12 protein-coding genes and 1 pseudogene are annotated in these 12,078 nt (G+C 54.9%); 7 read left to right on the top strand and 6 right to left on the bottom strand.

Annotation, left to right across the window (positions count from 1 at the left end; all coding sequences use genetic code 11):
• Positions 1 to 248: 248 nt before the first annotated feature.
• The 3 genes and pseudogenes from RBB80_RS28050 to RBB80_RS28040 form a co-directional block, all read right to left on the bottom strand.
• The gene (locus tag RBB80_RS28050) at positions 249 to 1,520 is read right to left on the bottom strand and encodes an NAD(P)/FAD-dependent oxidoreductase (protein WP_433965486.1); all 1,272 of its coding nucleotides are present in this window, start codon (positions 1,518 to 1,520) and stop codon (positions 249 to 251) included.
• 163 nt (positions 1,521 to 1,683) lie between these two features.
• The gene (locus tag RBB80_RS28045) at positions 1,684 to 1,908 is read right to left on the bottom strand and encodes a hypothetical protein (protein WP_433965485.1); all 225 of its coding nucleotides are present in this window, start codon (positions 1,906 to 1,908) and stop codon (positions 1,684 to 1,686) included.
• A gap of 164 nt (positions 1,909 to 2,072) precedes the next feature.
• Positions 2,073 to 2,713: pseudogene (locus tag RBB80_RS28040) on the bottom strand (ArdC family protein); the annotation flags it as partial.
• A 549-nt stretch (positions 2,714 to 3,262) separates the two neighbouring features.
• Here RBB80_RS28040 and RBB80_RS28035 point away from each other — a divergent pair.
• The 3 genes from RBB80_RS28035 to RBB80_RS28025 all read left to right on the top strand — a co-directional run bounded on the left by RBB80_RS28035 (position 3,263) and on the right by RBB80_RS28025 (position 6,201).
• The gene (locus tag RBB80_RS28035) at positions 3,263 to 4,048 is read left to right on the top strand and encodes an RES family NAD+ phosphorylase (RefSeq protein ID WP_433965484.1); all 786 of its coding nucleotides are present in this window, start codon (positions 3,263 to 3,265) and stop codon (positions 4,046 to 4,048) included.
• A 149-nt stretch (positions 4,049 to 4,197) separates the two neighbouring features.
• A complete protein-coding gene (locus RBB80_RS28030) occupies positions 4,198 to 5,418 on the top strand; it encodes an RES family NAD+ phosphorylase (protein WP_433965483.1) in 1,221 nt (406 codons plus the stop codon).
• 15 nt (positions 5,419 to 5,433) lie between these two features.
• Positions 5,434 to 6,201 (top strand): PHP domain-containing protein, encoded by a 768-nt coding sequence (locus RBB80_RS28025; RefSeq protein WP_433965482.1) that lies wholly within the window; start codon positions 5,434 to 5,436, stop codon positions 6,199 to 6,201.
• Here RBB80_RS28025 and RBB80_RS28020 read toward each other — a convergent pair.
• Positions 6,134 to 6,301 (bottom strand): winged helix-turn-helix transcriptional regulator, encoded by a 168-nt coding sequence (locus RBB80_RS28020; protein ID WP_433969927.1) that lies wholly within the window; start codon positions 6,299 to 6,301, stop codon positions 6,134 to 6,136. The genes RBB80_RS28025 and RBB80_RS28020 overlap by 68 nt on opposite strands.
• A 1,118-nt stretch (positions 6,302 to 7,419) precedes the next feature.
• Here RBB80_RS28020 and RBB80_RS28015 point away from each other — a divergent pair.
• The 4 genes from RBB80_RS28015 (at position 7,420) to RBB80_RS28000 (ending at position 11,088) form a co-directional block, all read left to right on the top strand.
• Positions 7,420 to 8,148 (top strand): hypothetical protein, encoded by a 729-nt coding sequence (locus tag RBB80_RS28015; RefSeq protein WP_433965481.1) that lies wholly within the window; start codon positions 7,420 to 7,422, stop codon positions 8,146 to 8,148.
• A 376-nt stretch (positions 8,149 to 8,524) separates the two neighbouring features.
• A complete protein-coding gene (locus RBB80_RS28010; RefSeq protein ID WP_433965480.1) occupies positions 8,525 to 9,115 on the top strand; it encodes a recombinase family protein in 591 nt (196 codons plus the stop codon).
• 726 nt (positions 9,116 to 9,841) lie between these two features.
• Positions 9,842 to 10,654, top strand: a complete 813-nt coding sequence (locus RBB80_RS28005) for a bifunctional DNA primase/polymerase (RefSeq protein ID WP_433965479.1) — start codon at positions 9,842 to 9,844, stop codon at positions 10,652 to 10,654.
• 209 nt (positions 10,655 to 10,863) lie between these two features.
• Positions 10,864 to 11,088, top strand: a complete 225-nt coding sequence (locus RBB80_RS28000; RefSeq protein WP_433965478.1) for a hypothetical protein — start codon at positions 10,864 to 10,866, stop codon at positions 11,086 to 11,088.
• A gap of 244 nt (positions 11,089 to 11,332) precedes the next feature.
• Here the strand turns inward: RBB80_RS28000 and RBB80_RS27995 are convergent, their stop codons facing one another.
• Both RBB80_RS27995 and RBB80_RS27990 read right to left on the bottom strand, forming a co-directional pair.
• Complete coding sequence (locus RBB80_RS27995) at positions 11,333 to 11,611, bottom strand: hypothetical protein (RefSeq protein ID WP_433965477.1); 279 nt, start codon at positions 11,609 to 11,611, stop codon at positions 11,333 to 11,335.
• 5 nt (positions 11,612 to 11,616) lie between these two features.
• Positions 11,617 to 11,961 (bottom strand): hypothetical protein, encoded by a 345-nt coding sequence (locus RBB80_RS27990; RefSeq protein ID WP_433965476.1) that lies wholly within the window; start codon positions 11,959 to 11,961, stop codon positions 11,617 to 11,619.
• Positions 11,962 to 12,078: the final 117 nt, after the last annotated feature.

Here is a 12,078-nt window from a genome sequence, read left to right as displayed (position 1 = left end):
CGCCAGCGCGACAGTGCCCATTTTATGATTCGCATGGTGACCTCAACATACTCACGCGCGAGGGTCACAAAGAGACAGCTGCGTCAACTGCTACCTTCTACAGTATCCGGATGTGGCGCTAGTCCGCAGCAGCTCTCACGGCGCCTATGAAACAGGCTGCACAGCCTTCAGCAAATAATTGCTCAGGGCTGGTGCCATTCCCTCTTCCCCATTTCTACGGGACAATCAAGTTTTAGATCAATTGTCCATCAACTGCCTGACCGCTGTCGGATGATCAGCCGATCACCGCGCTTACCGCTCAGATAGGTCCACACCCATTGCAGAAAGACGCTGAACCTCAAGCTGGTCTCGGCCAGGAATTGAATGTGGATGAGAGCCCACACCAGCCAGGCCGCAAACCCGCTGAACTGGACTCCAGCACTCTGCAGCACTGCGAAACTCTTGCCAACAACGGCAAGATTACCCTTATCGAAATAACGAAATGGTGGCAATGGAGGATGGCCAATCATCTTGCGGAAGATGGACTTGGCTGCATACTTGCCTTGCTGCATCGCAACTTGCGCGACCCCTGGGAGCGGCCGACCATCCTGATCGAGCGATGCCGTGTCTCCAACAACAAAAACGTCCGGATGACCGGGAACCGTAAGGTCTGGTTGAATTCGAACGCGGCCCGCACGGTCCACCTCACATCCGAGCCATTTCCCCGCCGGCGAAGGAGCGACGCCGGCCGTCCATACTACCGTCTTTGCCTGAATGCGTTCATCTCCAATCACAACGCCATCTCCGTCGATTGCCTGAACCGGCTTCCCAAGACGGACATCGATCCCAAGCGACGCCATATGCTGCCTCGCGGCTTCAGATAGCTTCTCCGAAAAGGTGCCAAGAGGGCGGGACGCCATATCCGCGAGAACGATGTGGGCTGACTTCGGATCGATGCGACGGAAGTCTTTTCGGAATGTGGTTTGGGTCATGACTGCAATGGCGCTCGCCATCTCGACACCGGTCGGTCCTGCTCCGACCATCACAAAGGTCATCAGAGCCTCACGCCGATCCGGATCGTCTTCGCTCTCAGCTTTCTCAAAGACTTCCAGTAAATGGTTCCGGAGAGATTCAGCGTCCGACAGGCTCTTGAGTCCCGGCGCGAACGCAGCGAACTCGTCGTGGCCGAAGTAACTGTGAGTCGCCCCAGTCGCGAGAACCAGATAGTCATAGCTGATCCTGATTCCGAGCTTGTCATCAATATCCACAATGACCTGCTTTGACGCTGCATCAACACCGGTCACGCTGCCCAGCATCACAGATGTGTTTGCCTGCTCAGCCAGCAGACTTCGGATGGGCGATGCAATCTGACCGGGGGCCAGCACTGAGGTTGCCACCTGATATAGAAGGGGCTGGAACACATGATGATTGGACCGATCGATGAGCAGCACGTCGACCGGAGAACGTTTTAATCCCCTGGCTGCGGCGAGTCCACCAAATCCGCCGCCAACAATCACCACAAGAGGAGCTTTCGTTGTCATCTCTTTGCTCTCAGATCTTTAATTTTTGAGACAGTACTGCCCCGCGCCAGTGAGACAAACCTCAATCTTCTATCGAAGATTTGTTTCCTGGCTCGTAACGCTTCTTCCGCATTACGAGCCAGGAAGCATGGGTTGCCGATTAGGGGGAACCCGGGGTTTTCGGTTAATGCCCGGCGGGCAGCTCTACATACGCGATGCCAGTGAGGTTTCCTTGCGCATACGCCAACATCTTCCGGTTTGATCCGTCGATTTTGGCGCTGTAGAGCGAGCCAGCATAATCCGTCATAAACATGCGACCACCTTTCAGGTCTAAAGCCAGCCCAATGCCTTCTTCTAAATGGGTGAAGAGGATCTCAGGCTCCTTGCGATTTCCTGATTGACGATCCATGGGCGCACGATTCACTGTGTTGCCGCGCGGCGGGTCGCCGCGGTCGGTCCAATAGAGAGTCCGATTGGCGAGGTCGAGGTCCAGATCGATTGGCTCAGGCAGGTTTTCATATAGAAGTTCAATGTCAGTGCGATTCGCGGGTGACTGACCTTGCGGGATCTCGACCGTTCGGCCTTGTGCAGCATCTCGTGGGCTGCTTCGTGTACCAACGTGGAGAACTCCTCGGCCTTGGACTGGCCGGGAAGGATGGCAATACGTCCCCCGTAGCTCATCCCCAAGGCGGGGGCAATCTTCTCGTTGTAAACAAGCTGAATGCCTTGGCTCTTGAGAAAGACGGCGAGACGGTCGATGCTCTCACCGGGGTCGCCTGAGATTTCGCGCATCTCGGGAAGGTCTACGCCGTTGGTCTGGGAGATATCGAAGACGTAGGCATTGCGAAAGCCCAAAAGGGCGCGGGTGTTCTGCGTGGTGATGTCCTTCTCGGCTTCGCTGTCTTTCTTGCGCTTCACGCCAACAATTGGGGCAAGAATGCGGATTCCTTTGGCTCCTGCATTGACGGAGCGGCCGAGGTTCTTCCACGTCCAAAACCCGGCAACGCGGGTTGCAGTGGGCATCTGCGCGCAATCTCCAGCACGTTCCCAAAACTGTAGTTGTGAAAACGGCTCATGGCGGTGAGGTAGTTGGTGAGGGCGTCGGAGTGTCCCGCCTCCAACTGCTCAATCAAGAGCTTGATGTTGGCGGCGATGAGTTCCTGTTTGGTATTAGGCTTCTTGCTGTCGATGGTGGTGGGGGCTGTGGTGGTCATGGTGGCTTCTCCTTGGTTTTGGCTGCTGCACTTTCCGCGTTGAAACGCGGCATGTACATGCCGAACGCCTCCTGGCGAAGGCGGGGGTAGCAAGGCGCAAGGGGAGGGGTCTCCCCACCCTTGGAGAAGGAGCCGAAGGCGGAACAGAAAGGGCGGAGCGCAGCGGAGGTCTGCACAAGCGAAGCGCGGAAGATTGGGGAAACCCCTTGCGCCGCGCGATCGGGGCAGAGCCCCTTAGCGAGGTTTGTCTTCCGTATGCGCGTGCGTCAGCACGCAAGATCTATTGGGGAGGGCGTTACGGGAAGGAACGTCCCGCTGAGGCGGGTGGCTCAGGAGGCGGTGCGGCCAGAGCCAGGGAGGAAACCTCCACCTTCAACCTTGGAAAGATCTGCCCCTTGACTTGCCAATCGCTGTTCCACATGCCGGTTGGCTATCATTGATACGGGAAGCCGGTCAAAAACCTTTCAGAGACTGGCTAGATGGAATCAAACAACAGGTTCAAGCCTGTCGAATTCCCAAAATCGAGGCAGACAGACGGAGCCGTTCAGAATGTTTCGATCCAGCGAAGACTACGAGTATTTTGCCGACTACATCCGGCGCGAATCACGATACGTACTGGACGCACGACAGCAAGCGTTCCTCGACCCTGTTGTGGAAACCAGCACGAAGAGAACGACCACGATAGAAAGTGGTCAGGTTCTATGGCGTGCCGCGCAAGGTTGTGTTGCCGAAGAGGGCGTGCACCCGCACGATGTCTTCTTCCTTGAGTCTATCGAACCCCACACGATAGAGCGCATGAAACCGCTCAGAGACAGAGCCTACGAAGGGCGCGTAAACCCAAAAGGCGTTCCGTGTCTTTATATGGCGACGGATGCCGTGACCGCGATGATGGAGACTCGCCCGTGGGCCGGTTCTGTTCTCACCGTTTCTCAGTTGGTCCTGCTGAAGCAAGTCACGGTAGTTGATTGCACTTTACCCGCCACTTTTGACCTCGATAGTCACACCCAAGAGCAACTAGAGAGCAATAGCTGGTACGTTCTCAATGAGGCATTTTCGATGCCGGTATTTCAAGCCGAAGATGTCGCGGACTATGCGCCGACTCAGTACATCGCGGAAGCATTTCGGGCGGCGGGATATGGCGGAATCATGTATACCAGCCAAGTTGGCGATGGGAAAAACGTAGCTCTGTTCGATGTCCATGCGGCCGAAGTCGCAAGCAGGCAGCTTCGACGCGCCAAGAAGCTATCCTTTACCTTCGCCAAAGTCGGTGCTGTTTTCTATGAGGGACAATATAGAGAGCAACTGCTGGCTCAAGATTCCGCTCAGGGGCAATGAGTAGTCTACCGGGCCGAAACGCCACGAGTTCTCCCTGCGACGCCTTCGCTCGTTAAGCTGATTTACATGATGGACTCGATCGTGGCCTCTTGATTTTCGGACTACTTCCAATAGCGAACGACATTTTTACTCTCCGAAGAGGACAGAAGATGGCTGCAGTCTGCTGGCGCTGTATTGAAGACGAATACCTCAAGACCATCGTCCGCGAATCTGGAGAAGTCGCGGAATGCGATCTCTGTAGGCGGGACGATGAGAAAGCATTCGGCCCCGATGAATTCTCTGGAGTCCTGGACCCTCTCATGCGCGAACACTTCGCACAAGGGCCGGAAGTAAAGAAATTCGGCGAAGACGACAGTGAATGGTATGAGCAGGAAGGCGATCCTCTGTCGCACCACCTTCAAGAGGTAATCGGCCAATACCTTGGCTTTGAAGATGAGATCGTCGAAGCTCTGGAGTCAAACGAGGATGTTCGCCCTCAAGATGGAGAAGAAGCATTCTTTGACAGCAGTCAGGACTATGTTCCACTTCCAGCCAAACCCCACACGTACGTCGAAGAATGGGGCTCTGTGCTCGACGAATTGAAGCACCGAAGGCGATTCTTCAGCTCGGCGGCAAAGACTCTTTTCACGGAGTTGTTCGGCGGCGTCGAGACCAGACGAGCCTGGGCCGAGAGCGGTAATAAGGAAGATGTAGTTTGGGAGTTCGCTCAAGGGTCAGAACTTTATCGATCTCGAATCTGCCAGTCCATCGTGACTATTAAGGAGGCGTTTTCGGACCCCTACAAGAACGTTGGCCCTCCTCCGCCGGAGCGAACACGACCAGGCCGGATGAATGCAGAAGGAGTCGCGGTGTTCTACGGTTCTTTGGACTCTGAAACCTGCCTGGCAGAGACGCGGCCTGCCCTCGGCAACGACACGGCAGTGATAACACTGCACACCACAAAACCTCTGCGCCTGCTCGATTTCAGAAGGCTTGAGAAATCCTATAGTCAACTGAGCTACTTTCAACCAGACTTCACCGAGCAGTGCGAAAAGGGAGCCTTCCTCCGGCGCCTGCAAAAGCTAATCTCCCAGCCCATCATCCCCGGTCGAGAGACGGACTACATCATCACACAAACACTTGCGGAATACTTAGCGCATGTCCACGAGAGGCCTTTCGACGGTATCATTTTCCAGTCGGTGCAACGATCCGAGGGAACGAACATCGTGCTTTTCCCGGACGTGGAAGGCAAGTTTCCACTCTCCTATGTCGAGAAAAGCGTCGCCCTGTACACGACCAAGTCCATTCAATACACCCACGACTATCAGTTTGTGCACCTAACAGAGGATGGCGTTTGGATTGATTCCGACTACGATGAGGAAGAGTGGTGATTTTTCCCCACTGGGTTGAATGACCAGACAGGCCGTCACGGTTCGAATCCCTCATCGAAAGGCTGTCATGCGAATCTTTGCAGACGAATCGGGATCGTTTTCTTGGAGCACGCCGGCAGTTTCTCTCATGGTGGCTGTCGTGATTCCCGATGGATCGATGGACGCTCTGTCTACGGTGCGCCGCGCTTTCACATGGAAGGAAAGAAGTGTGGTGTCCGGGCTCACATTGGCGCGGAGGTCGGCGTAAGCGATTTGGGCGAACGGTTACGGCCTGCGTCGTACCTGCCACACCAGCATCCTATCGAGCCTGTGCGCCTGCCTTTGCTGGCAGAATCACGCATCGGCTATCAGAACCTTTGCCGCCTCATCACTCGCTACAAACTTCGTGAACGCAAGAAGGCTGAAGGTGCGGCACTCACCACCGATTTCGAGGAATTCCACGATGGGCTGATCTGTCTGACGGGTGGGAGTGAGGGGCCATTAGCTTCTGCGCTCGCGCATGGTGGATATGACGCCGCGCAAAAGAGCGTTGAGCGGTTGGTACAAATCTTCGGCCCGCGAAACGTCTACGTCGAGTTGCAGCGCCACCTCGACCGTGCGGAGGAGCATCGCAATCGTGCGGCCATCCGCATTGCCCGCTCGTTGAACCTGCCGATCCTCGCCACCGGCGGCGTAAGTCACGCAACGGAGTATGAGCGCGAAATCCTCGATGTCTTCACCTGCATCCGCCACAAGACCACGCTCGACAAAGCGGGTCGGCTGCTGACGACGAATACGGAATGAGACCCGCTGATTCAAGCTTTCTGAGGTTTTCTGTCAAAACTTTTCGAGTTGCAGGCACAACGCGTCCAAGGCGGCCCAGTCGGACCGGCCCGTCCCTCATCACGCAGAGAATCTGTATTCTCCACTTTCCTTGCAGGATTTCAATAGCGGATGCTGCGGCACAGGAATACTCAGCTTGTTTGTCTCGCATATGGGCCCCAAGAGCAGAATTTGTATCAGACGATGCAAGTCAAAAAAATAACAAAGGCAGCACGGACCAGCTTTGTTTGGACACTATCACGAGTTGGTTATTAAGGACATAACCCGCTCAGTATGAGTAATTATTACCAATCACATCGATGCACACCCGTATCGGGAGGAGGGAGCCACCCTTCGCAAGCGTTGACAACACATTCATCGCTCGTTCAAACGGGCCACAGTCTTCATTTGCCGCATAGCAAATTAGTGATCCTTGGAGAGTTTCTCATACAACTTTCAACATCAATTGCTAGAGCTTTTCAAGGGAGAATCTGTGAAAGTTTTTCCACGGCTTCGCCCCGGAAGATTTACATAAGAGCAGATTCCGCCGGCATGACAAACTGCGCGACTTGTGGACCCACATTACGAGGAAGTTGACGTACTCTCTGTTGTTTTGAGCGGTTTTGGCTTCTGCGTTCTGTCCGAGGCGGCCGATGAGGATGACTTTGTTGAACATGGTGATTAGCTCCGTTTCTTTTGGTTTGACCGCTGTCTGCGGTACATGCTCTGCCCAGAGGGTGTGCCGTCGCGACCTACTCCCTCGGCGACTGGATGGAATTTGCGGAAGGGGACCCAAGCTCGCCTTGGGGCGGGAGTCCGTACCTCGTGAGGCGCGCAGCGGATTCTGGGAAGGAGAGCGGGCGTCCGAAGGGCGGGGGTGTCTTGAGCGCGGCACGCTGAACGCAGATAGAAAGGCAAACCGGAAGGGAGCTAGGACCTATCTGCTTCAACTGAGATCAAACTTTCCGCGAAGATGGTTCCGACCGAAGATGAACAACACACATGGGATTGGTGACGACAAGATATCTGGCTTTGTTATCGATTCCCGGTGTAGTCTTTCTGCTCACCATATGTTGGCCGACTGACTTCCTCTCATAAGCCGAGGCCCTGTGGCCTAGGTTGTTCCAAGTGCCTAGCTGTTCAACGTCACTGCTGAGCCAGTCTATCGGCCCGATCTGCCCTGGAAGAAGAAGGAGAACGATGAATTCAATTCCGCTCAGTGGCGTCGTCTTTGCTTGTGTCGTCGTGGCTGCATTGGTTGGTATGGCTATCCGACGAATCCTCCCGGAAGATCACCTTTGCACGGATGTCAAGGAGACCGTAAGGCTCTCGACGGCTCTAATTTCCACCATGGCTGCTTTGGTCCTCGGAATGCTTGTATCGTCCGCAAAGTCGACCTACGATGCAAGCCAGAACGAGGTCGTAGAAATGTCCTCGGAGATCGTCTCCATCGATCGATCCCTGGAACGTTACGGCCCGGAAACTGAGAACATTCGCCCTGAATTCCGCCGCGTTGTAGCGGAGGGCATCCAACGTATCTGGCCAGCGCAAAGCTCCTTGTCTTCAGAGCGTAGACCAGCTGACAAAGCCGAAACACTGGTGGATCAGCTGGAGCATCTTCAGCCGAAGGATTCCAGCCAGGTTGCCGCAAAGTCCCAGATCACTCTGCAGATCATTGCTTTGCGACACACTCAATGGCTCATGTTTCTTAAGTCCCAACACAGCTCGGTACCCACTCCTCTCCTCGTGGTCCTCATCTCCTGGCTGGCGATCATCTTCGTCGGCTTCGGTCTCTTCGCTCCGTCAAATGCCACGATCTTCGCTACAAACACACATCGAGTTTCCGTTACACGGGCGGACTTGCCCAACCGCTGTAATGGCGGGCGATTTCGTGACACCAAGTGCCTTCTAATTCAATCTTACCCCTAGGGGCGAAACGTGTTTTATGGACAAAGAACAGCTAATCATTTTTCAATTCGCCCCCTGGGGGCTAATCGAAAAATGGTAAGCCATCGGCACCATAGCACTCCAGAAGGCCGCAATCGAGCGTTCGACACTGTTGCTCCGTTGCCCATGCCAACGACGCACTGGCCTCTCTGACTCATGAGCAGGAACAATACGAGTTTCGCCATGCGATTTGCGATCCATCGGATACTGCCCGGTGTCCGGCTAGGGTAAACCCAACCACCACATCCCGACCCTGACAAAACATGCCTGAAAAGGTGTGCGAATGGAGTTGCTTTTCTTTTTCTGACACCACCACCGGCAGTTCTAGATCTCAACCTGACATTCAAAGGAAGCGAAGATGAACGGACAAAAAATCGGCTACAAACGCGTCTCCACTATCGATCAAAACACCGCGCGGCAACTCGACGGTGTCCCGCTCGACAAATTGTTCGAAGACAAGACCAGCGGAAAGGACACCAACAGGCCAGAGCTTCAAGCAGCACTCAGCTACTGCCGCGAAGGCGACACGCTTGTCGTTCACTCGATGGATCGATTGGCACGCAGCCTCGTTGATCTTAGAGGGCTGGTAACGGAACTAACCGGGCGTGGTATCGCTGTCGAATTCACGAAGGAAAACCTGCGGTTCAACGGAGACGATTCCCCTATTTCAGTTCTTCTTTTGTCATTGCTTGGTGCGGTAGCGGAATTCGAAAGAGCCCTCATTCTTGGCCGGCAGCGTGAAGGCATTGTGCTGGCAAAAGTTGCGGGAAAGTATAAAGGAAGGTCTCGCTCTCTAACCACAGAGAAGGTTGCCGAGTTGCTCGCTCGCGCGGCGGCCGGCGAGCGAAAGACCCAAATTGCAAAGGCCTTCGGCATCAGTCGCGAAACGGTTTACTCCTACCTTCGTATGGGTTTGCCAAAAGGCAATTCAGATTGTTTAACAGCTTGAAAGCGAGGAACTGGCAGTCAGTACTGTGCATGGGAACACCGGGCTGTCCTCCGTGCGCTCGGTCATCTTTCTTGGATTAAGTCCAAAACCAAATCCCCATAACAGCCGGTTGCGCGAGTTGCCATCAGACGACAACGCACCGAGACTCTCTGTGCCAGCACTGGCCGCTGAATTTACTTCACACAATCAGAACCACCCATGGAAGGAGGTAGTATCGCGCCCCTAATCAAACTCCAGGCTATGCGCCTGGCTCTCTATCTCGACTCGATCCAACAAGCGCCGAACGTATCCGGTAATAGCTATCGCGAATATGTCGTCAATCTCAGTCGACAGTTTGAGCAACTTGCAGCCGAGCAGAGAAAGGATGCAAAGCGGCTCGGCCGAATGCGTATTCGCGAGTGTGGCGATCTTGATGCCGCGGCAAGTCATCTTGTGCCAGTGCCGACCAAGACTATACGGCTGGAACTCGCATTACAAAAACACAGGGAGAAGGCAAGCCGGTGGCCGCCGGAGACGCCGGCGTGTCCTCGGTGCAAAGTCAGGGGATTTGACATTCCCAAACGGTCCTGGCCGTCGCAGGAAATGGCCGAAGCAGTGCGGCTCTCTCTCCGAGATCCCCTGATGGTGACATACCCCTGCCCGGTTCAATCAGGCTTCTGGCACCTGGGGCATAGGAAAACACCGAAGAACTCAACCTAAATATCAATCCCTTACAGAAGGAGCCCTATGAACTCTGATCTGTCGTTGGCTGCTATGCGCGGGTGGAAGATATTTCCGCTCGTGCATAGCAGCCGCTTTGCGGTGTCGCAGCCACTCCTGCACGACGCCACCTCCGATGAGGCGCAAATCGAACATTGGGAGAACCAATATCCCGAGTACAACTGGGCGGTGGCGACCGGAGATGAGTCGGGAGTATTCGCCATCAAGTTCTCTCTCGATACCGGTTTAGCAACTATGCGGGAGTTTGGCGAACGTGATCCTCGCATCTCGCGCACGTTGCAGGTCCGCGGCCCAAATGAGATTCTCACATTTCTGGAATGGCCAGCAGCCGGATTGCCGATATGCAACTGCGGCGTGATTGCGCCTGGCGCTTGCCTTTTGGGGGAGGAGAGTTATGTCCCCATTCCCGGTCCAGGTATGCACGTCCATCCTCACTGCGAGTACGTTGACAGGGAAGCCCCAGCCCTGCCTGCGTCCGAGTGGCTGATGGAACGCATTCACCAGGGCGGTAGCAGGTACGGAGGGGGCCAACTCCTTGCGTTTAGCCGACTGCCGAATGTTGCCCAGTGTGTACTGCTCCGCTTTGAGCGGAAGGGCAACCGTTGGTTTTGTGATTTTTATGAGTCATCTGGAGTTGCAAGGATTCGTGAAACACTCATCTACCGTTCCAGCGAGACGGTCGTTTCGCTAGCTATGCGCGGCGGAGCAATCATAAATTACGAAAACCGCGTCCGTCTCTACCGGGAAATGAAAATCGGTCACGGCAGCATCCTGCTGAATCTCACCTCCGAACAGTACAACAAGCTGATCGCCGCGTAGGGACAGCCCGCCCTAAGTTCCCAAATTTTCTCCGCCAAACTCGCGTGTGAATGCGGAAGCCCTGCACTGGGGGTTTCCTGTATTTGCGCGCCCGAGCGTCAACCAGCTGATCAGAAATCGCTGGCCTTGGCGGCATCATGCAATGCACTTGTGCCACCCGTGCCTGACGCGGCACGGCACACAAGCCCAACCTAACAAAGGAGTCATCGATGCAAGACAACGTAGTGTGGACCTCTACCCTCGACGGCAGGTACGAGGTGACCGTGACACGCACCGACGATTACCACGGAGAACTCACCATCTCGGAAGGCAATCAGGTTCGCCATCGCGAATCCGTCGGGCTATCGTACGGCGCTATCTTCGGACCGGACGTAACGGATGTGGCTGATTGGCAGCGGATCGCGGTCGAGTTCGGGAACGGACAGAAGTCCTAGCCCAATCTGACGACGCATAAATCGACTTACCACATCACCCTGATAGTGGAGGATTCCAGTGGCCGTGCTCAATGGCCTGAGAATCCTTCACTTTCACATGCACGTTTTTTGGGTTTATCGGTAGGTATGTCGGCGAGATCCGAGAGTTTCGGAGGGAGTTGATTACCATAACAATTGGCGGGTCTGGTCCTGATCGATGCCTCTCGCGGCAGCCTTATCGGCACCAGCAGGCGCCTGGCGGACGCTAGCGGAGAGAGCTCATTAGATTCTGGATTGTCCTCAGGCTGACCTTCATGACGTCTTTCCATATTTGTTTGTCCTTCCCAGCGAAGGAAGCTCTGAGATCGTTTGGGCTTGTTGAATATTGATACCGAAGTTCTTGGACATTCCGCTCCTTGCTCGATTGGCGATGCAAGACATAGAGGATGTTCTGTTCGATCTCGACCGCTTCTGAGATCTGCAGCGGGCTTGCAGATGGATACACCAGCACCTCGATCTCTGTATCATTTGCCAATGGATTCAACGCGGTTATCCAGAGGCGCGCGCCCGAAAAGCATTGGAATTTGCCATCCGATCCAACAGTAGATCGAGTAGCCGGACCAATGTGCATACATCTTCCGAACGTACTCGCTTCCTGCGCTTCAGGTAGCGCCGATAAAGCTCGATGACGTCCTCATCGAGTTGCTCCGCGGTGAGATGCTTCTGCGCAAGCCAGCGGTTGAAATGCCCGACCAACCGAAGCTGAATCCGGCTGTGGACCCGAGAATAGCCGTGGGTTGCCAGCCGGGCTGCGAGCAGATCGATGTGTCCCGCCAAAGGTCCCTGTCGTAGACGATCTATCGTGCACGAACGCTTAAAGAATGTCTGTACCATGTTATTTCCTCCAGATTCAGGATCGCTGAGGAGACTCTGGTAGGTATTCCAGTGGGGGCAGCATTACGGATGGCTAGACGCTAGGGCGTTTACCGGGACTGATCGTGGTCTGCTTCG

Source organism: Tunturiibacter gelidiferens (assembly GCF_051013345.1).
GTDB classification, from domain to species: domain Bacteria; phylum Acidobacteriota; class Terriglobia; order Terriglobales; family Acidobacteriaceae; genus Edaphobacter; species Edaphobacter gelidiferens_A.
This window is presented reverse-complemented; position numbering and strand designations above follow the sequence as displayed.